Origin of the sequence: Pseudomonas sp. FGI182, assembly GCF_000511325.1 — a bacterium.
In the GTDB taxonomy this organism is placed as follows: Bacteria; Pseudomonadota; Gammaproteobacteria; order Pseudomonadales; family Pseudomonadaceae; genus Aquipseudomonas; species Aquipseudomonas putida_Z.
Genome location: NZ_CP007012.1, coordinates 2348669 through 2368218, shown reverse-complemented (window position 1 = coordinate 2368218; position 19550 = coordinate 2348669). Strand labels below are relative to the sequence as shown.

16 protein-coding genes are annotated in these 19550 nt (G+C 60.6%); 14 read left to right on the top strand and 2 right to left on the bottom strand.

The features are described from left to right. Position 1 precedes the first annotated feature (1 nt). The 10 genes from C163_RS10535 to C163_RS27705 all read left to right on the top strand — a co-directional run bounded on the left by C163_RS10535 (position 2) and on the right by C163_RS27705 (position 14258). A complete protein-coding gene (locus C163_RS10535) occupies positions 2-4549 on the top strand; it encodes an RHS repeat-associated core domain-containing protein (protein WP_025338727.1) in 4548 nt (1515 codons plus the stop codon). Further along, positions 4546-5061 (top strand): Imm15 family immunity protein, encoded by a 516-nt coding sequence (locus C163_RS10530; protein WP_025338726.1) that lies wholly within the window; start codon positions 4546-4548, stop codon positions 5059-5061. Before C163_RS10535 ends, C163_RS10530 begins: the two co-directional genes overlap by 4 nt. A 76-nt stretch (positions 5062-5137) precedes the next feature. Further along, positions 5138-5542: a hypothetical protein gene (locus C163_RS27115; protein ID WP_155951617.1), complete on the top strand. Its 405-nt coding sequence runs from the start codon at positions 5138-5140 to the stop codon at positions 5540-5542. Between the two features lie 93 nt (positions 5543-5635). Beyond that, a complete protein-coding gene (locus tag C163_RS26395; protein ID WP_081742257.1) occupies positions 5636-6100 on the top strand; it encodes a DUF4304 domain-containing protein in 465 nt (154 codons plus the stop codon). 963 nt (positions 6101-7063) lie between these two features. Then, a complete protein-coding gene (locus tag C163_RS27110) occupies positions 7064-7516 on the top strand; it encodes a DUF6756 family protein (protein ID WP_155951616.1) in 453 nt (150 codons plus the stop codon). A gap of 790 nt (positions 7517-8306) precedes the next feature. After that, complete coding sequence (gene mrdA, locus C163_RS10525; RefSeq protein ID WP_025338725.1) at positions 8307-10202, top strand: penicillin-binding protein 2; 1896 nt, start codon at positions 8307-8309, stop codon at positions 10200-10202. A gap of 378 nt (positions 10203-10580) precedes the next feature. Next, the gene (gene msuE, locus C163_RS10520) at positions 10581-11141 is read left to right on the top strand and encodes an FMN reductase (protein ID WP_025338724.1); all 561 of its coding nucleotides are present in this window, start codon (positions 10581-10583) and stop codon (positions 11139-11141) included. Between the two features lie 9 nt (positions 11142-11150). Further along, positions 11151-12338 carry an acyl-CoA dehydrogenase family protein gene (locus tag C163_RS10515; RefSeq protein WP_025338723.1) on the top strand — a complete coding sequence of 396 codons (1188 nt, stop codon included), beginning with the start codon at positions 11151-11153 and terminating at the stop codon, positions 12336-12338. A gap of 9 nt (positions 12339-12347) precedes the next feature. Next, the gene (gene sfnR, locus C163_RS10510) at positions 12348-13448 is read left to right on the top strand and encodes a sigma54-dependent transcriptional activator SfnR (RefSeq protein ID WP_025338722.1); all 1101 of its coding nucleotides are present in this window, start codon (positions 12348-12350) and stop codon (positions 13446-13448) included. A gap of 129 nt (positions 13449-13577) precedes the next feature. After that, positions 13578-14258, top strand: coding sequence for a hypothetical protein (locus C163_RS27705; RefSeq protein ID WP_371257958.1), 681 nt, complete (start codon positions 13578-13580; stop codon positions 14256-14258). A 93-nt stretch (positions 14259-14351) separates the two neighbouring features. On the opposite strand, the gene C163_RS10500 is transcribed toward C163_RS27705, so the two are convergent. Beyond that, the gene (locus C163_RS10500) at positions 14352-14978 is read right to left on the bottom strand and encodes a glutathione S-transferase family protein (protein ID WP_025338720.1); all 627 of its coding nucleotides are present in this window, start codon (positions 14976-14978) and stop codon (positions 14352-14354) included. Positions 14979-15151: 173 nt separating this feature from the next. On the opposite strand from C163_RS10500, the gene C163_RS10495 reads away from it, so the two are divergent. From C163_RS10495 to C163_RS10480, 4 genes are all read left to right on the top strand, one after another. Continuing rightward, positions 15152-16471: an FAD-binding oxidoreductase gene (locus tag C163_RS10495; RefSeq protein ID WP_025338719.1), complete on the top strand. Its 1320-nt coding sequence runs from the start codon at positions 15152-15154 to the stop codon at positions 16469-16471. A gap of 12 nt (positions 16472-16483) precedes the next feature. Then, complete coding sequence (locus tag C163_RS10490) at positions 16484-17266, top strand: NAD(P)-binding domain-containing protein (protein WP_025338718.1); 783 nt, start codon at positions 16484-16486, stop codon at positions 17264-17266. A gap of 248 nt (positions 17267-17514) precedes the next feature. Further along, positions 17515-17865 (top strand): cupin domain-containing protein, encoded by a 351-nt coding sequence (locus tag C163_RS10485; RefSeq protein ID WP_025338717.1) that lies wholly within the window; start codon positions 17515-17517, stop codon positions 17863-17865. Positions 17866-17876: 11 nt separating this feature from the next. Continuing rightward, a complete protein-coding gene (locus C163_RS10480; RefSeq protein WP_025338716.1) occupies positions 17877-18215 on the top strand; it encodes a RidA family protein in 339 nt (112 codons plus the stop codon). Between the two features lie 209 nt (positions 18216-18424). On the opposite strand, the gene C163_RS10475 is transcribed toward C163_RS10480, so the two are convergent. Continuing rightward, a complete protein-coding gene (locus C163_RS10475) occupies positions 18425-19498 on the bottom strand; it encodes a GlxA family transcriptional regulator (protein ID WP_025338715.1) in 1074 nt (357 codons plus the stop codon). Positions 19499-19550 lie beyond the last annotated feature (52 nt).

Genomic DNA, 19550 nt, shown 5'->3' with positions numbered 1-19550 from the left:
GATGACCCCACAAGAAAAGAAAGAAATCGAAGAACGCGAAATCGCACTGGTCCCGTTGAACAACCTGGTCGCCCAGGATATCGGCCAGGGTGAAGCCACGGTAAACGCCTGGCTGCTGGAACTCAGCGGCAACACCATCGACCTGGCCACCGTCAAGGCCTGGGCCGGTGCAGTGCCGGTGGTGGGCAACATCGTCGCCTTGTTCGACGCCTTGGGCGACATCATCCATCTGGCCAAGACCGGCTCGAATGACCCGCTGGACTGGGTCAGCCTGGGCATCAACCTGATCGGTGTAGTACCCGTCCCGCCGACCATGGCCGCCGCACGGATGACGTTGCGCCCGGTGCTGTTCCTGGCCCGACAGCAACTGAAGAAAAACAAAGGTGACTTCGCCCAAGCCGTCATGAACATCATGGTCGGCCACCTCAGTGCCACGCTGATGGGCGAAATCGAAACCTTCGTCGAGCGGGCCGAAACCGAACTGCCTGGCATCTTGAACAATGCCGCCAACACCGGCTTCCAGACACTCAACAGCCTGGCGGATGCCATCGAGCGCATCGCCAAGGGCGAGATCGACACCACCCAGCAGCGCAAGGCGATCATCAACAGCGCCCAGGCAATCTACGCCCCCATCGAAGAGCCGTCCCTCTGGGACCTGCTGACACGGGCCGAAGCGGTCATCAGCACCACCGCTGGTGCGGTCCAGTACGGCGCGACCGAGGGGTACAAAGCTGCAGCGAGCAACACTGGCTGGGTCCTGAAGCTCGTCCAGCCACACACCAATGTGCTCAGGGGCCTGGCCCAGCTGATCCGCCAGATGCTGACCGCCCTGGCCGACCCCGCCACGCAAAACAGCATTGCCTGGCTCCTCGCCCAGCTCAACGCAGGCCTGCGCAAGCGCAAACCCGCGCGCCGGGTGTCGGCCAATACCCCGGCGCACGGCTCGGGTGTGGCAAAGGACAAGGGCACCGAAAGCCGCGTGGAAGCCACCCGCAACGAGGCCCGACCTAAAAACGACCCACGCTGCGACCTGAACGGCACCTGCCCCGGCACCAGCAAGAGCATCAGCTATGCACGCGGTACCGAAACCCTGGTGCATGTCGACTTCCACCTGCCAGGCGTGTTTCCTGTCGCCTGGGCACGCACCTACCGTTCCAGCCTGGACGCCTACGATGACAGCGAGTTCGGTGCCCGCTGGATCACGCCATTCTCGATGCGCTTCGATGTGGTTGACGAGGGTGTGCTGTACCACGCCGACGATGGCCGCACCCACAGCTACGCCCTGCCCAAGGTTGGCAAGCCCCATTACGACCCGGTAGAGAAGACGGTACTCATCCGGGTCGACGACAACCACCTGAGCCTGGCCCACGGCCACCAGCGCCAGGAACACTACCAGCGCGTCGGCGATCACTTCCGCCTGGTCGGCATCATCCAGCGCGGCGGCGCCCGCATCGCGTTGCATTACGAGCACCAGCACGCCGGCAAGGCAGTGCTCTCCGACCTGGTCACCTACCAGGATGAAGACCAGCACCAGCATGTGCATACCCAGCTCGATGAGCATGGGCGCATCAAGGCACTCTGGCTGATGCAGGACGGCCGGCAAACGCGACAGCTGGCCAGCTACGACCACGACGACCAGGGCGACCTTCGCGCGGCACGCGATGAACATGGGGCGCAGTGGACCTACCAGTACCAGCACCACCTGGTCACGCGCTACACCGACCGCACCGGGCGGGGCACCAGCCTTGAATGGCAGGGCGAAGGCCCGGACGCGAAAGCCGTGCGCGAATGGGCCGATGACGGCAGCTTCGATACGCGCCTGAAATGGAACAAGCATATCCGCCTGACCACCGTCACAGATGCGCTTGGCCAGGAAACCCGCCACTACTACGACTACCTCGGCTACACCTACCGCATCATCTACCCGGACGGCAACGAAGAGTGGCTGTTCCGCGACGATGGCAAGAACGTCATCCAGCATGTGCATACCGACGGCAGTATCGACCGCTATGTCTACGACGAGCGCAGCAACTTGCTGCAGCACACCCGCCCCGATGGCTCCGCGGTGCACCACGCCTACGACGACCTCGACCAGCGCTTCAAGACCCGCGACGCCGAGGGCGGCCTGTGGAAGTACGACTACGACCAGCGCGGCAACATCATCGAAACGCTCGACCCGCTGGAGAACAAGACCCAGTACACCTACAACAGCGATAACCTGCCCATCGCCATCATCGACGCCAACGGTGGCGAGAAGAAGCTCGGCTACACCCGCGACGGCCAGCTGGCCAGCTACACCGATTGCTCCGGCAAGACCACGCTGTGGAAGTACGACGGGCTCGGGCAACTGAGCAAAGCGATCAACGCAGCGGGGGAAACCACCGAGTATCACTACCAGGCCGGTCAACTGACCCGCCTGGTATACCCCGACAAGACCCAGGACCGCTTCGAACACGATGCCGAAGGCCGCCTGCTCAGCTATACCGACGCGTTGAACCGTCGTACCGCCTGGGCCTACAACGAGGCCGGCCTGATTCACCAACGCCACAACCCCGACGACAGCACCCTCACCTACCACTGGAACAAGCTCGGCCAGTTGCTGCGGTTGCGCAACGAGAACAACAGCGAGGCCAGCTTCAAGTACGACCCGGCCGGGCGATTGATCATGGAGACCGGCTTCGACAAGCAGGTCACCGCTTACCTCTACGATCAAAGCAGCAACCAGCCCACCCGCCGCATCGATGGCGACCGCATCACCCGCTTCGAATACGACGCCATGGGCCGCCTGGTGAAAAGCCATGCCGGCCAGCGCGGTGGCAAGGAGTGGGAAAGCGAAACCTTCGCCTACGACGGCAACGGCAACCTGCTACTCGCCGAGAACAAGGCCTGCAAGCTGCAGTGGTTCTACGACCTGGCGGGCAACAACACCCGCGAGCACCAGCACTTCAAGTACATGAAGGAAGCGAAGGTCGCTGTCTTCAAGCATGAGTACGACGCCCTCAACCTGCGTATCGCGACCACCCGCCCTGATGGCCACCGGGTCAGCTGGCTCACCTATGGCAGCGGCCACCTGCTCAGCCTCAAGCTCGACGAGCACGAACTGCTCAGCTACCAGCGCGACGACCTGCATCGGGAAATTGGCCGCGAGCAAGGCAACGGCCTGGTTCAGCGCCAGACCTGGACCCCGAATGGCCAGTTGCAGCAGCAGACCCTGGCCCGACGCGGCGCCACCCGGCGCATCGCGGTGCGCGACTACGAGTACGACCTCAGCGGCCAGCTAACCCGCGTCGATGACCTGACCCGTGGTGACACCTACTACCGCTACGACCCGGTCGGCCGCCTGCTGGAAGCGGGCGACTTCTACAAGAAAGAGCTCTTCGCCTTTGACCCTGCGAGCAACCTGCTCGACCCACAAGCCCCGCCCGGCCCCAACCCACACTCACCCCGCCGGATCAACGACAACGTACTGCGCAGCTACTGCGGCACGCAGTACCGCTATGACGAACGCGGCAACCTGGCGGAGCGCACCACGGGCAGCAAGAAAGGCCACTTTGACTGGGACCTCTACAACCGCCTGCGGCGGTACGAGGATGACCGACTGATTGTCACCTTTGCCTACGACGCGCTCGGGCGGCGGTTGTACAAGCACTCACGCGCCAAGTACCGCGACCGACCGCAGGCCGGCCCGGTGTGGAACCAGAATGCCCGACGGCAGCGGGATGAAGAGTTGGGTTGTGGGTACACCTGGTATGTGTGGGAAGGCGACACGCTTGCATTCGAGTGCCGGGACCGGGAAGGCAAAGGCCACACCACTCACTATGTGTTCGAGCCCGGGACCTTTGTGCCGGTGGCGCAGGCGGTGTCCAACCAAGTTGTCGAGTTGTTGCGCCAGCCGGTGTATGTGTTCCCGTATGACATCGACAAGGATCCGGTGTGGCTGCATAAGCCGATACCGAAAGCGTTTGATGCGATGGCGTGGTACCAGTGCGATCAGCTGGGGACGCCGATGGAGTTGACCGGTGAAGATGGGGAGATTGCCTGGAGCGGGAGGTACAAGGCCTGGGGTTTGGCGGAGGAGCAGCGGAGTGACGGGGCGAAGTGGGCGGAGATTCGTAATCCGCTACGCTTTCAGGGGCAGTATTGGGATGTTGAGACGGAGCTGCATTATAACCGTTACCGGTACTATGACCCGCATATCGGGCGGTTTATCGCGGAAGACCCTATAGGATTTGATGGTGGATTGAACGTCTACCTCTATGTTCAAAATCCAACGCAATGGATCGACCCACTAGGACTCGCTAAAAATAAGCCGACCGGAGTACCTAAACAGGCGCAGAGAAAAGTAGAGCGTGGACAAGCTCCAAAAGAAATAACCAGAATTGACGCACCGGAAGAGGATGTACCTAAGAGCCAATGGCATGCACACTGTCCATGCGGCTCAGGATACAACTTGGACGGTTCCATTCACGACAAAGGCAAAGGCAGTGTAACTTTTTCAAAAAAGACCATAGACTGGTTGAACGATCACGGATGGAGCATTAAAAAATGAACATACGAAAAACATTTGACACCCTAGTAAAGAATGAGCCCTACATTGATCTCGATGTATTTCTGGACACATACGAAACATTCGAAGAGTTCCCCTTGATCTCAAGATACAGAAAACTAGCAAAGCTAGCGCCCAACTTAAAAGAAGTCGAAATCTCAAACATCCTTCTGAGTACTGCGTTTTTTGTACTCAACTCTGCATTACTACACATGCAGAGCAAAGGTCACGACCTCAAGGGGCGTTTTCTGGCAATTTCCTACACGAATTTTAATTTTTCAAGCAAAACCGAACCTCCAATACCTAATTTTTTTGTAAACTCAAACTCCACAATGGATGACTTTTCAAACAAATTGAAGTCAAAGCAGAAATCAGACGCATCATTGGAAACAAAATTGGTTCGAGAGCAGTTCGAGTCGTGTGGACTTAGCCCGTTATTCACATTTTATGAAAGCCGCTTTCTTGACCCGACCTGCAATGAGGACATTGTCAGAGTTTATGCGATTTTAAATTAGCTGCAGCACGTATTGCCGCTATGACGAGTACGCCATCTGGAAAAGGCAAAACATTTTATGAAAAAGAGCGCTGCCAATGAAAGCCAACCATTATAAAAAGGAATTACTTTACCGAAAAACACAGGGGAATAAGCGCCTGAACAAATTTGAGTCAAAAAAAGAGAACTTGATTTCAAACGCAAAAAATTGCGCCACGCAACTTAATCTACAAGAAACCGATAAACTAATCCAAACAGTCGGGGCAATACACTGGTCTTCGTTCACCAGTGTAGCCTTTCCATCCATCGCAGATTTCTTTAATTATATCGAAAACAAATTAAAACAACAGGAATACCACATACTAATTGATGATGATTGGAGATATTGCGGAGCAATACTTGCAAAGGATAACTGCGAATTAAATAAAAATTCAATTTCGACGAAAACGAAAGCGATGAAATTAGATTTATTTCTGCAGACCTCTCTACATTTGCATCAATAGATTACATTCACAACCACTACCCTACCTACTATGAGTACTTAATTAAATGGCGCTAACCGTCGTGCGAACCATCCGAAAGGTCATAAATAAGTTATGAGGAAAGAATTTACAAAAAAAATCTTTCAGCGAGTAGCCTCCAAACTAGGCCTTTGCGGGAGAGATACAACCTTTTTCATGAAACATGGCAATGCTTACTTAATAGTTAATTTCCAAAAAGCTTCCGGCAACCGCAGTTTTTACATCAATGGCGGGATAAGCTACACAGATCTGCTTTCAAGTAGTGATCTAGAGCACTCTCCAGTTTCAGCCTACAACAACCAACCCACTCAATTCCCAACCCATGTAGACTTTAGAGCAGAAAACGTTCCCAACAGCCCCATTACGCAAGCTGAAATTGATGCAGCTGCATCTAATTACGATGCTATAGCAACAGAGAAAATAATCTTCACCGCATTAGAATCCATGATACTTTTCGCCCGCAATTATGGAGACAGAGAAGAAGTGCACAGACTAAAGCAAGCCAAACTATTTCCAGCAATAATAAAAAAAGAGGTGTGATTCCCGGCAAGGGTTGCGCCGAAATAACTGTTCTGCAGGTTTCGTCCGCACCAATTCCCCAAAAGCCAGATGGACGATAACAAGATGATCGATAAATTTTTGTTGTTCTTAAGTCTAGATTGCTTTGCGACCTGTTTTTTCCCTTTAGGCAACCAATCAGCCTTACACATAATTTGCAAATGCGCACAGAATGAGGCATCCAAGATACTCAGAAGCAAAGCCGGCTATTATGAGAGGGATATGAGCATGGCCAGAATAGCCAACTCCAAATCCAGCTTACTTACTTCGCTTAGGAACCAGGGTTTGCCAAATCCGGGAATAGACTACATTTCATATCTTTGGAGCTTATTTGACCACGATACAGCAGAGCGGAAAATAATTAGCTTAACCTTGGGCAGTCACATTGATCGATTACTCGCACTTGACGTCCTACAACCCAGCATAACTCTTTGCGATGCCGTACAAAAACTTCATTCCGAAAACATATTTTCCTCCCATCAGAACATTGGCTCGCTGATAGAGGACTCATTTAGCAATAACACAAGCGGCTGGCTTACAAAATTGCAGGATCCGAGACTATTCGATGGAGTAGAAGACGCAATCCAAGAGTTCTCACATGAAGTATTAGAAGGCTATACAGCCTTCCCATTTTTCTGCTTGGTTGCGAGGCTATGCAGCAGAGATGAAGCAACTCAAATAATAGCAAGCTTGTCCGATAGTTTTTTGCGCCATGAAGCCTCGACTACAAACCTAGTCGAGATAGTAATCCCCGGATTAAACACCCAGTCTATTCTAACGTAAATTATTCGAGAACTGACTCACCCGGCAAGACGGCCCGGCATGGGACATATAACACTACGACGAGTGCGGAAACTGGAAGGCAAAGCCACGCCACCCACTATTTTTCGAGTCCGGGACCTTTGTCTCCCATCTACTCAGATCTGCAGCGTCTGAATCGCCCCGATGAAAAGTGAGGTTACAATGCACTTGAATTTTTTAACATTCGCTGAAGAAATTTCTCAAGCGCTCGACAAGCAACAGCTTTCACGCGTAGAGCCCACGCATAAAAAAGAAATCTTATCAAAGATTCAATCCACCTTTATAAAAGGCAACCCACGCGCTTGGTGGACATCATTGCGACCAAAGCCCAATATACAAAATTTCGATGACAACACCGGATATCTTCACTTATGCGAGTTAGCCCCAAAACCACTGGAAGATGTATGGCTGATAGCGGACGAAGACAACGAAGAAAAGCTCCTCTTTAGCCTGCCATTTAAAAATATAATTTCAATACTTGATGATTGTAGACACTTCGAATACTACATAGTTGATAAGCAATTAAGCTGGATGATAGCTGAAAACGATCATGGTGATCTGATCTTCTGCAGCGCACCTGAAACAAAGAGTGATTAGACGAGCTGAATTACGCCCGAAATCGGCACTATGATCCGCTGGTAGGTTGGTTTATCAGGAGGGATCCGGTTGGATACGCGGACGTTCAAAGCTTATCTACCAACGTTTACAGCCCATACTGTGGCTAGAGCCATTCGGGTTAGCAAAAACAGAGAACGTATCCAAGCACAGGGCGCAAGGTTAAAGGAGTCGGCCTCATGAAACCACATCGCGGTAGATGGCACGGGCTGTGTCCGTGTTCGCGGGATCGCCCGCTCTCGTAGAACAACACATGACTCGTCGGTTTAGTGAGGTTCTGTAGGAGCAGCCTTGTGCTGCGAAGAGGCCGGTACAGACAATAGACAGGCTTTGTCAGTACCGGCCTCTTCGCAGCACAAGGCTGCTCCTACAAAGAGCGATATTTGTTCTCTGCGCGACAGCGCAGCCCAAAAGGGCTGGACAATCTCCCACATTGCGCCCGACAGTTTCTCCCGCAGAGGCACGCACAAGCTTTCTAGCGCTTGACCAATACCTCCGTTCAATCACGCCTGGCTTTCAGCCCTCCCCCACCAACGCACTGCCGCCATGAACAAATCTTCATTTTGCTGGCGAGCGCCCTGATTGCGGGCGTGGCAGCCCTCTTCGCTTCTGCAGCCGCAGGCCTTCACCTTGAGGGGGCTCACTACCTTGCGTAGCATCACCGCCCCCCGGGGCCGCTGCGCGGCCCATTCGCGGGCACGCCCGCTCCCACAGGCGCGTGCCCACAGCGCTCACACCTCACCCAGCCACACCATCAGCAGACAGAACACCGATGCCGCAACCCATACCCCTCAAGGACCACGAAAAGGAAAAGCACCTGGTCAACCGCCGGCTTCTGGCCTGCGCCGCCCTGGTCTTCAGCCTGGTCGCCGTCCTGGTGGGCCGGCTCTATGTGCTGCAGGTGCTGCAGCACGACCAGCAGACCGCCGTATCGGAAAACAACCGCGTGCACGTGCTGCCCATCGCCCCCGAGCGCGGGCTGATCTACGACCGCAACGGCGTGGTGCTGGCCGACAACAAGCCCAGCTTCGACCTGACCATGACCCGCGAGCGGGCCGGCGGCGACACGGCCAAGGTGCTCGATACCCTGGCCCAGGTGCTGAGCCTGACCGACGACGACCGCAAGCAGTTCGACAAGGACCTGCGCCGTGGCCGCAAGCCGTTCGAACCGGTGACCCTGATGGTCGGCCTGAGCGAAGAGCAGATCGCCCTGGTGGCGGTGAACCAGTTCCGCCTGCCAGGCCTGGAGGTGGAACCACAGTTCATCCGCGAGTACCCGCTGGCCGAGCATTTCGCCCACTCGGTGGGCTATGTGGGGCGCATCAACGAGAAAGAGGCCAAGACCCTCGACAGCACCGAATACCGGGGCACCCAGTCGATCGGCAAGACCGGCATCGAGCACTTCTACGAAAGCCAGCTGCACGGTCATGTGGGCTACGAGGAGGTCGAGACCAACGCCCAGGGCCGGGTGATGCGTGTGCTCAACCACAAGGCCCCGACCCCGGGCCAGGACATCGTCCTGACCCTGGACGCCCACCTGCAACTGGCCGCGGAAAAGGCCCTGGGTGACCGCCGCGGCTCGGTGGTGGTGCTCGACCCGGCCAATGGCGACGTGCTGGCGATGGTCAGCAACCCCAGCTTCGACCCCAACCTGTTCGTCAAAGGCATCAGCTTCAAACAGTACGCCGCCCTGCGCGACTCCATCGACCGCCCGCTGTTCAACCGCGTGCTGCGCGGCCTGTATGCCCCCGGTTCGACGGTAAAGCCGGAGGTGGCCATCGCCGGCCTCGACAGTGGCGTGATCACCCCGGGCAGCCGGGTGTTCGACCCGGGCTACTACGAGCTGCCCAACTACGACCACAAGTACCGCAACTGGAACCGCAGCGGCGATGGCTGGGTGGATATGTACACCGCCATCATGCGTTCCAACGACACTTACTTCTATGACCTGGCGCACAAGCTGGGCATCGACCGCCTGCACGACTACATGGCCGAGTTCGGCCTGGGCCAGAAGGTGTCGCTGGACATGTTCGAGGAAGCGTCCGGGCTGATGCCGTCGGCCGAGTGGAAGCGCGCCACCCGGCGCCAGGCCTGGTTCCCGGGCGAGACGCTGATCCTTGGCATCGGCCAGGGCTACATGCAGGTCACCCCGCTGCAGCTGGCCCAGGCCACCAGCCTGCTGGCGAGCAAGGGCGTGTGGCACCGCCCGCACCTGGCCATGACCGTGGGCGGCGATGCGCCGGTAGACCCCAACCCGATGCCCAATATCGTGCTGCACGACAGGCACGCCTGGGACCAGGTCAGCCAGGGCATGCAGATGGTCATGCACGACCCGCGCGGCATCGCCCGCGCTGCCGCGGCCGGTGCGCAATACCGGATTGCCGGCAAGAGCGGCACCGCGCAGGTGGTGGCGATCAAGCAGGGCGAACGCTACAACCGCGACAAGACCCTGGAGCGGCACCGCGACAATGCCCTGTTCGTCGGCTTTGCCCCGGCTGATCACCCGAGTGTGGTGGTGGCGGTGATGATCGAGAACGGTGAAGCCGGTGGCCGGGTGGCAGGGCCGGTGGTGCGGGAGGTGATGGATGCCTATCTGCTGGATGAGCAGGGGCATCTGAAGCCGGAGTATGCGGGTGGGGTAGTGCCTCGCAGCGTGCCGCACACTTAGGGTCTTTGGGGCCGCTTCGCGCCCCATCGCGACACAAGGCCGCTCCTACAAGAGACCGCGTCCGCCTGTAGGAGCGGCCTTGTGTCGCGATGGGCTGCGAAGCGGCCCCAGCACATAAAAAACATAAAGGAATAAGAATATAAAATCTTATTCCTTTTTCATCATTCCGTAATCCTCTATAAATCCCCCAACTGCACAGCCGCCAACACTTGGCCAACTGTCTGCAGCGCAACACACGATCAACAGGCAACGCCCGCACGGCAACAGCGCCGCATCCATCAGAAAAGCGCTAACCAGTTGAAATAAAAGCACATTCAAACTCGGCACGACGATTGCTCAAGCAAAGTCCCCCGCTCAACCAGAACCGGAGACCTGCCCATGAGCACCCCACTGAACGTCGTAGCCCTGTCCGGCGGCACTGCCCGCCCTTCGCGCACCCTGGCACTGACCGAGGCGATCCTCGCCGAACTGGCCCAGCACCTGCACATCAAGCCGCACCTGATCGAACTGGGCGAGATCGCCCGCCCGCTGGGCAGCGCCCTGTGGCGCAGCGAACTGCCCGAGGCCGTCGAACAGCAACTGCGCCTGGTGGAAAAAGCCGACCTGCTGGTGGTAACCACGCCGGTGTACCGCGGCAGCTTCACCGGCCACTTCAAGCACCTGTTCGACCTGATCGGTCAGGACGCCCTGGTCGACACCCCGGTGCTGCTCGCCGCCACCGGCGGCAGCGAGCGCCACGCGCTGGTGCTCGACCACCAGCTGCGCCCACTGTTCAGCTTCCTGCAAGCCCTGACCCTGCCCATCGGCGTGTTCGCCAGCCAGGCGGAAATGGCCGACTACCGGGTGTCCAGCGCAGCCCTTGCCGCCCGTATCCGCCTGGCCGCCGAGCGCGCCGTGCCGCTGTTCGGCGCCCATCATGCGCTGCGCAAGAGCGCCTGAGGAGCGGCCATGAATGCACCTGTGAATACCCCCCGGCACCCTGCCCTGGCCATCGCCCGCGAACTGGCCGGGCAGTTTGCCCAGACCGCCGTCGAGCGCGATGAACGCGGCGGCACGCCAAAAGCCGAGCGCGACGCCCTGCGTGACAGCGGCCTGCTGTCGCTGGTGATCCCGCAGGCCTTCGGCGGCCAGGGCGCCAACTGGCACGACACCTTCGCGGTGGTGCGCGAGTTCGCCCGGGTCGACAGCTCCATCGCCCACGTGTTCGGCTTCCATCACCTGATGCTGGCCACCGTGCGCTTGTTCTCGCGCCCGGACCAATGGCAACCGTGGTTCGAGCAGACCGCCCGCAAGCAGTGGTTCTGGGGCAATGCCCTGAACCCGCTGGACACCCGCACCGTGGTCAAGCACTTCGATGGCTGGTGCGAGTTTTCCGGCAAGAAAAGCTTCTGCTCCGGCGCCAGCGATTCGGAAATGCTCATCGCCTCGGCGGTGGACGAACGTGCCGGCGGCAAGCTGCTGATCGCTGCCATCCCCAGTGGCCGTACCGGCATCAGCCTGCACAGTGACTGGAACAACATCGGCCAGCGCCAGACCGACAGCGGCAGCGCCACCTTCGAGCGGGTACGGGTGGAGCACAACGAACTGCTGCTCGACCCAGGCCCCCTGAGCACGCCGTTCGCCGCCCTGCGCCCGCTGATTGCCCAGTTGCACTTCGCCAACCTGTTCCTCGGCATCGCCGAGGGGGCGTTCGAGGAGGCCCGCCAGTACACGCTCAAGGAAAGCCGGCCGTGGTTCCGCTCCAGCGCCGCCAGCAGCGCCGAAGACCCTTACGTGCTGCGCCATTACGGTGAGTTCTGGGTCGGCCTGGAGAGCGTGCGCCTGCTGATCGAACGGGCCGCACGCCAGCTCGATGCCGCCTGGGCCAGGGAGCACGCCCTCACGGCGCAAGAGCGCGGCGACCTGGCCCTGGCCATCGGCACCGCCAAGGTTGCCGCCAGCCGCCATGGCCTGGACATCTGCAACCGCCTGTTCGAGGTCACCGGCGCCCGCGCCACCCATGCTTCGCTACGCTTCGACCGACACTGGCGCAACCTGCGCACGCAAACCCTGCACGACCCGGTGGACTACCGCATCCACGAACTCGGCGAGTGGGCCCTCAACGACAAGCGCCCTGCCCCATCCTTCTATTCCTGAGGATTGCCCATGCAACTGCTGACCCTCCCCCCGTCCCCGACACTGGCCACCTCGATCCGGGCCACCGCACAGGTTTTCGAAGACCCCAGGTCGCAGGCGCTGCTCGCCCACCTGCAACAGGTCGCCCCCAGCGAGGCCAGCGTGCTGATCATCGGCGAAACCGGCACGGGCAAGGAGCTGGTCGCACGCCACATCCACAACCTCAGCGGCCGGCGCAACGGCCCGTTCGTCGCGGTCAACTGCGGTGCCTTTTCCGAATCGCTGGTCGAGGCGGAGCTGTTCGGCCATGAAAAAGGCGCCTTCACCGGTGCCCTGGCGGCCAAGGCCGGCTGGTTCGAGGAGGCCAACGGCGGCACGCTGTTCCTCGACGAAATCGGCGACCTGCCGTTGCCGATCCAGGTCAAGCTGCTGCGCGTGCTGCAGGAGCGCGAAGTGGTGCGGCTGGGGTCGCGCAAGAGCATCCCGATCAATGTGCGGGTACTGGCGGCGACCAACGTGCAGCTGGAGAAGGCCATCAACGCCGGGCATTTTCGCGAAGACCTGTACTACCGGCTGAACGTGGTGACCTTGCAGTTGCACCCGTTGCGCGACCGCCCGGGTGACATCCTGCCGCTGGCCCGGCACTTCATCCGCAGCTACAGCGACCGGCTGGGCTACGGGCCGGTGGAGCTGAGCGCCAAGGCCCAGGCCAAGCTGGTGGAATACAGTTGGCCGGGCAACATCCGCGAGCTGGAGAACGTGATTCACCACAGCTTGCTGACCTGTGGCGACGGTACGGTGCAGGCGCAGGACCTGCGCTTGTCCAACCTGCGTATCGAACGGCAGGAGGAAGAGCCTGCGGGCAATGGTGTTGAGGATCTGCTGCAGCGCGCGTTCAGCCGCTTGTTCGAAGAGCAGTCGGGTGACCTGTACGAGAAGGTGGAAAATGCCCTGCTGCGGTCGGCGTATCGGTTCTGCCATTACAACCAGGTGCATACCGCGCAGTTGCTGGGGTTGTCGCGCAACATCACCCGCACCCGGCTGATTGCGATCGGCGAGTTGGTGGTGAACAAACGGCGGGGGCAGGAGCAGCAGGTGCTGGATAACCGGGTGGTGCGGTTGTCGATCTGAATGCTTGTAAACCTGTGCCGGCCCCTTCGCGGGTAAACCCGCTCCCACAGGGGCCGCGCCAAGCTTGAGATCGGCACAGTACCTGTGGGAGCGGGTTTACCCGCGAAAGGGCCGGCACAGACACCCAAATTGCTAGTTCCGGTCGCCTCCGCGATCATCCCCAACATCATGGTCAGCCCCATCATCAGCGCCATGCCCTACACCGTGGGGCTCGCCCACGTCGTGATTCGCTTCGTGATTCGCCTCATGGTTGGCTTCGTGATTGGCTTCATGATTTGCTTCGTGGTTGGCCTCGTGGTCGGCGCCATCATCAGCACCATTGCGCCCGCGACCATCATGCCCTGGGCCGCCATGCCCACCACTATCGCCACTGTGTCCGCTGCCACTGCCGCCGTGGCCACCACCCGAGCCACCGCCGCCGCTACCACCACCTCCACCGCCATGACCACCGCCGCCGCCACTACCACCACCTCCGCCGCCATGGCCACCACCGCCGCCGCTGCCTCCGCCACCACCACCGTGACCGCCACCGCCACCATCCTTCGCATACGCGCTGGAGGTACCGCCAATGGTGTCAGGCACCAACATGGCCGAAGCCGACAACACTGCACCGATAGCCAAAGCCAACAAGCATTTCCTGAGCATGATGAGCCTCCGCTTGGAGTAGCACCGGGTTGCACGACGCACCCTGTGATTTCCGGCCCCCCTTGGGGCAACCTGCAAACCAGCGCGGCCTTCCATCTGCAGCGGTTGAACGAGATCCTTCAGGGCCTGCCGGCCAAATATTTCAGGATGTTTCTTGATTTTTGAGCGTAGCCACGCCGCTGCGCTTGTCACCGACCGGTCATCAGAATGGCTGGCTCGCCAAAGGCCGCTGCACCATGGCCTGGCGAGCCGGGTTGCTCAGGAGGCCGCGCGGGGCATCAGATCATACGGGTGCTTCCACCCTGGCAACGCCTGAATTCGCGCCTTCCATGCCTCGATGTGGGTGAACTGTGCCAACGCAATGCCAGTGTCCTCCGGCATGAACACATACCCGGCCAACGACAGGTCAGCGATCGTCAGCCGGCCACCGACCATGAATGGCGTCTTCGCCAAGTGCGCGTCGACAATACGGTAGGCTGCCACGGCACGTTCACGCAGGAACCGGGTCACGTCCGTTTCGCCGGTTTTCTTCAGGCAGAAAAGAAAGCGCAGCGCCGCGTAGTAACTGGTGAACTTGTGGTTGTCGAACAGCATCCAGCGCCAGATCTCGCGCTTTTCGTCTTCGTCGCGGGGGCCGAACTGCCCGGTTTTCTCCGCAAGGTAGTCAAGGATCAGCGCAGACTGGGTGAAGGATTTGCCGGCGTGCTCCAGCACCGGCACCTCGCCCTGCTCGTTCACTTCGTCGCGCCAGGCTTGTTCACGAGTCTGGCCATTGAAGAAATCGACGAACACCGGCTGCCAGTCCTGGCCTGTGAGTTCAAGCATCAAGGCGGCCTTGTAGGCGTTACCGGATTCGGCGAAACAATGCAGCTTGTAGTCGGGCATGGGTGAGAACCTTCAGTATCCATTGAATGATTGGGCCATCGGGCCGAGCAGATCACGCCTGGCCCGACAGGGTCAATGCCGGCAGCCAGAACATCTTATTCCCCGTCCCTCCCGTCATAGTCCCCACCCGGACGCCAATGCCATAGTGGAGAAAACAACACGGATAAAATCCCATGTACAGAAACACCTCTACCCCCGCGGACGACAACGGTTGCGGCTGGTTCCACCTCAGCCCCGGGCGCCAGCCTCGCGCCGCGCACCGGGGGCGGAGCGAGGCGCGCTGGGTGGTGCTCGGGGCAGGCTTCACCGGCCTTGCCGCCGCGCGGCAACTGGCGCTGCATCACCCTGACGATGAGGTGGTCCTGGTCGAAGCCCAGGAGGTTGGCTTCGGCGCCTCGGGGCGCAACTCCGGCTTTGCCATCGACCTGCCCCACGACATCGGTGCCGCCGACTACATCGGCGACCTGCCCACCGCGCGGATGAACCTCAAGCTCAACCTGCGCGCGCAGGCGATCCTGCGCGGGCTGATCAACCAGCACGGCATCGACTGCCAGATCCGCCCGGACGGCAAGTACCAGGCGGCGGTCGAAGACAAAGGCCTGGCCGTGCTCGAGGCCTACCGCAGCGGCCTGGAAAAACTCGGCCAGCCCTACCAGATGATCGACGCCCGCGACCTGCCCGAGCACTTCGGCACCGCGTTCTACCGCAAGGCGCTGTACACCCCGGGCACCCAGCTGCTGCAACCGGCCGCCCTGGCCAAAGGCCTGGCCGACAGCCTGCCGGGTAACGTGACCCTGCACGAGCGCACCACCATCACCCACATCGAGCAGGGCCGGCGCATCACCCTCAAGCATGCCAACGGCGAGATCGTCGCCGACCAGCTGCTGCTGACCAACAACGCCTTCGCCTCGCACTTCGGCTTCCTGCCCGGCCGCCTGCTGCCGATCTTCACCTACGCCAGCATGACCCGCCCGCTGACCGAGGAAGAACAGGCGCGCCTGGGCGGCAAGGCCAGCTGGGGCATCATCCCCGCCGACCCGTTCGGCAGCACCCTGCGACGTACCCCGGACCAGCGCCTGCTGGTACGCAACAGCTTCAGCTTCAACGCCGACGGCCGTGCCAACCCGCGCCACATTGCCCGCGCCGGGCGCCAGCATCGCGAGTCGTTCGAACGGCGCTTCCCGATGTTGTCGGGCATGCCATTCGAATACACCTGGGGCGGCTCGATGTGCCTGTCGCGCAACCACCTGTCGCACTTCGGCACCCTTGCCCCCAACGTGCATGCGGCGCTGTGCTGCAACGGCCTGGGTATTACCCGTGGCACCGCCACCGGCACCCTGCTGGCCGACTGGCTGAGCGGCGAGCGCGACGAACTGATCGACTTTCTGCTCGGCTCGGCAGGCCCCAACCGCAACCCGCCGGAGCCGCTACTGAGCGTGGGCGTCAACCTCAACCTGCACTGGGGCCAGCGCCGCGCCGGCCTGGAAAGCTGACAAGGAGGCACTATGCATAGCCTGGGCATTCTCGGGGTCGGCGAGCTGACCGAAAAAGTGGTCATCGGCCTGCGCCGCAGTGGCTTCGACGGGCCCATCCTGCTGTCACCGCGCAATGCGCAACGGGCCGCCCTGCTGGCCCGGGAGCACGCTTGCGAAGTACTGGCGAGCAACCAGGCGGTGGTCGACCAGGCCGAGCTGGTGATCCTTGGCGTGCGCCCGCATTCGCTGGGCGAACTGGCAGGCGAAGTACGCCTGCGCCCCGGCCAGCGCCTGGTGTCACTGGCTGCCGGGGTGAGCCTTGGGCAACTGGCAAGCGCCTTCCCCGGCGCCCTCTGTGTGCGTGCGATGTTGTCGTATGCCGCGCAGTACAACCAGTCCACGGTGGTGGTCTGCCCGCCGGATGCGCTGACCACGCAATACCTCGGGCCACTGGGCAAGCTGGTAGTCCTGCGGGGTGAGCCCGAGTTCGAACTGGCCACGGTGGCAGCCTGCATGAATGGCTGGTTCTACTTCCTGCTGCACGACCTGCAACAGTGGCTGATGGACAAAGGCCTGCCGGCGGCCGAGGCACGCGCGCTGGTGCTGGGCAACCTGCAGGACTGCGTGGCCAGTGCCGGGCAGCAGCCAGGATACACGCTCAAGGCACTGGGGCAGGCCATTGCCACCCCCGGGACCTTTACCGCCGATGGGCTGGAGGTGCTGATGCATCAGCCGGTGAGTGCCACCTGGGGCGCGGCGTGCGAGGTGGTGCTGGATGGGTTGTTGACCCGGTCGCGGTTGGCTGACCGATAGGTTTTCCTGCACCGGCCTCTTCGCGGGTAAACCCGCTCCCACAGGTTGATCAGTGCTGCTGAAGATAATGCAATTACCTGTGGGAGCGGGTTTACCCGCGAAAGGGCCAGCAGCCCCAGTAAAGAAACGGAAGTGTTCTACCCGCCCGACAGCAGCATCCCACGACCCGTCCCAGCCGTTATATGGCCCGCCATCAGGCCAGTGCGATAGTGCTGCGCAGTCCCTGCATGAACCAAAGGAACCCATACGTGAGCCAAGTCCTGACCGTAGTCCGCAACGCCCCCGCCTCCCCCCTGGGCACCCCGGCCCCTGCCCGCCTGCCGATCGGCGAACCCATCGCCCAGGCTGCCACCGCCCAGGACCAGACCGACCAGGCCGTCGGCGCCAGCATCGGTGTATGGGAAAGCAGCCCGGGGGTGTTCCGCCGTCACCTGAAAAACCGTGAATTCAGCCACATCGTCAGCGGCTGGTGCACCTTCACCCCCGACGGTGGCGAGCCGGTGGAGCTGCGCGCGGGCGACGCGGTGCTGTTCCCGGAAAACTGCGAGGGTGTGTGGGACATTCGCGAAACCCTGCGCAAGACCTACGTGCTGTTCTAAGGAAACTGTCGATGATCGAACGTATCAACCCCGGCCCACGGGCCAGCCAGATGGTGCTGGTGGATGGCCGCATCGAAACCTCGGGCATCGTCGCCCTGCAACCGGGCGACATCGCCGCGCAGACCCGCTGCGTACTGGCGCAACTGGAGCAGTGGCTGGCGCAGGTCGGCGCAGGCAAGGGCAACCTGACCCGCGTGCAGATCTGGCTGGCCGACATGGGCGAGTTTGCGGCGATGAACGAGGTGTATGACGCCTGGGTTGGCGATCAGCCGCCAGTGCGGGCTTGTGTAGGCGCGGCCCTGGCGACAGCGGATTACCGCATCGAGATCCAGGCCTTCGGCCAGCTCTGATCCTGCGCGACCTTTTGGGGAAACAACTGCCTTGTGCTACCTGACTGGTTAACGCGGTCCGTTGTAGGAGCGGCCTTGTGTCGCGAAAGGGCTGCGCAGCAGCCCCAGGGTTTCAGCGCAAATGCATAAATTGCCGGGGCTGCTGCGCAGCCCTTTCGCGACACAAGGCCGCTCCTACAGCGATCCACAGCAGGAAGAGCGCCAACCGCTCACAACTCCGGGTCCAGCCCCACCTTGTCACCGTGCCAGTCAAACCGCTCCACCTCATGCCGCCGCTTGCGGAAGCTGTACGGCGTCTCGCCATACTGCTTGCGGAACCACAGGATGAAGTGCGACGCATCGGAAAACCCGCACGCCAAGGCAATGGTGGTGATGTTCTGGCTGGTATTCACCAGCAACCGCCGGGCATGGTCCAGGCGCAGCTTGCGCCAGTAGTTGGCCGGCGGTTCCTGGGTATTGGCAACGAACTCGCGGTGCAACTGCCGGGGGTGGGTGCCCACCGCTTCGGCCACGGCCTTTAGCGTCATCGAGGCATCCAGGTTGGCCCGCATGAAGCTGATCGCCCGCTGCACCCTGTCGTTCTGGTACACGCATTCGCTGGCCGCCTTGCCCTCCTGCTCGTCGGCACGCTCGTCCACCAGCAGGTATTCCAGCCCCTTCTGCGCCCGTACCGCGCCGCAATGCCGGCGGATCAGGTTGGCTGCCAGGTCGATGGCGGTGCCACCCGGGCAGGTGATGATGCCGCGGTCGTCCACATAGCTCTTGTCGATCACCGCCGTGGACAGCGGGAAGCGCTCCCTGAACTCATCGCGCAAGGTGAAATGCAGGGCGCAGCGCCGGCCATCCAGCAGCCCGGCCTTGCCCAGCACGAACGAGCCCGAACACAGGGCGATGATCGGGATATTCGCGGCATGCACCTCGCGCAGCGCATCCAGCAACCAGGCCGGCGGGTTGCGGGTTTCGTCCAGCAGGCCGCCGGCCAGCACGATGTAGTCGTACTGGGCGAACAGGTTCAGCGGCTTGGTCGGCGAAATGGGCATGCCGCAGCTGGCGGTGATCGGCTGGTCGTCGAGGGTCATCCAGTCCCACTGGCAAAACACCTGCTGGCTGCGGAACGACTTGTCGGCGGCAAAGCGCAGCGAGTCCACCAGCCCGGCCACCGGCACCAGGGTGAAGTGGTTCATCAGCACGAAACCCACCCGCAGTTCCGGCTTTACCTGCGCAGCGATGACAGGGGCATGCGCCGGTTCTTCCCGTTGTTCTATTTGTTGTTGAGCAACCATGGACGCAAGCCTCATGACATTCGCAATAGCGCCATTCTAAAGTGCGCCCTGC

Excerpts from the sequence above, each read along its gene's own strand:
- C163_RS26395 (WP_081742257.1), top strand. The coding sequence starts at position 5,636 with ATGAGGAAAGAATTTACAAAAAAAATCTTTCAGCGAGTAGCCTCCAAA.
- C163_RS10490 (WP_025338718.1), top strand. The coding sequence starts at position 16,484 with ATGCATAGCCTGGGCATTCTCGGGGTCGGCGAGCTGACCGAAAAAGTG.
- C163_RS27115 (WP_155951617.1), top strand. The coding sequence starts at position 5,138 with ATGAAAGCCAACCATTATAAAAAGGAATTACTTTACCGAAAAACACAG.
- C163_RS10535 (WP_025338727.1), top strand. The coding sequence starts at position 2 with ATGACCCCACAAGAAAAGAAAGAAATCGAAGAACGCGAAATCGCACTG.
- mrdA (WP_025338725.1), top strand. The coding sequence starts at position 8,307 with ATGCCGCAACCCATACCCCTCAAGGACCACGAAAAGGAAAAGCACCTG.
- sfnR (WP_025338722.1), top strand. The coding sequence starts at position 12,348 with ATGCAACTGCTGACCCTCCCCCCGTCCCCGACACTGGCCACCTCGATC.
- C163_RS10475 (WP_025338715.1), bottom strand. The coding sequence starts at position 19,498 with ATGGTTGCTCAACAACAAATAGAACAACGGGAAGAACCGGCGCATGCC.
- C163_RS27110 (WP_155951616.1), top strand. The coding sequence starts at position 7,064 with ATGAAAAGTGAGGTTACAATGCACTTGAATTTTTTAACATTCGCTGAA.
- C163_RS10515 (WP_025338723.1), top strand. The coding sequence starts at position 11,151 with ATGAATGCACCTGTGAATACCCCCCGGCACCCTGCCCTGGCCATCGCC.
- msuE (WP_025338724.1), top strand. The coding sequence starts at position 10,581 with ATGAGCACCCCACTGAACGTCGTAGCCCTGTCCGGCGGCACTGCCCGC.
- C163_RS10480 (WP_025338716.1), top strand. The coding sequence starts at position 17,877 with ATGATCGAACGTATCAACCCCGGCCCACGGGCCAGCCAGATGGTGCTG.
- C163_RS10530 (WP_025338726.1), top strand. The coding sequence starts at position 4,546 with ATGAACATACGAAAAACATTTGACACCCTAGTAAAGAATGAGCCCTAC.
- C163_RS10500 (WP_025338720.1), bottom strand. The coding sequence starts at position 14,978 with ATGCCCGACTACAAGCTGCATTGTTTCGCCGAATCCGGTAACGCCTAC.
- C163_RS10495 (WP_025338719.1), top strand. The coding sequence starts at position 15,152 with ATGTACAGAAACACCTCTACCCCCGCGGACGACAACGGTTGCGGCTGG.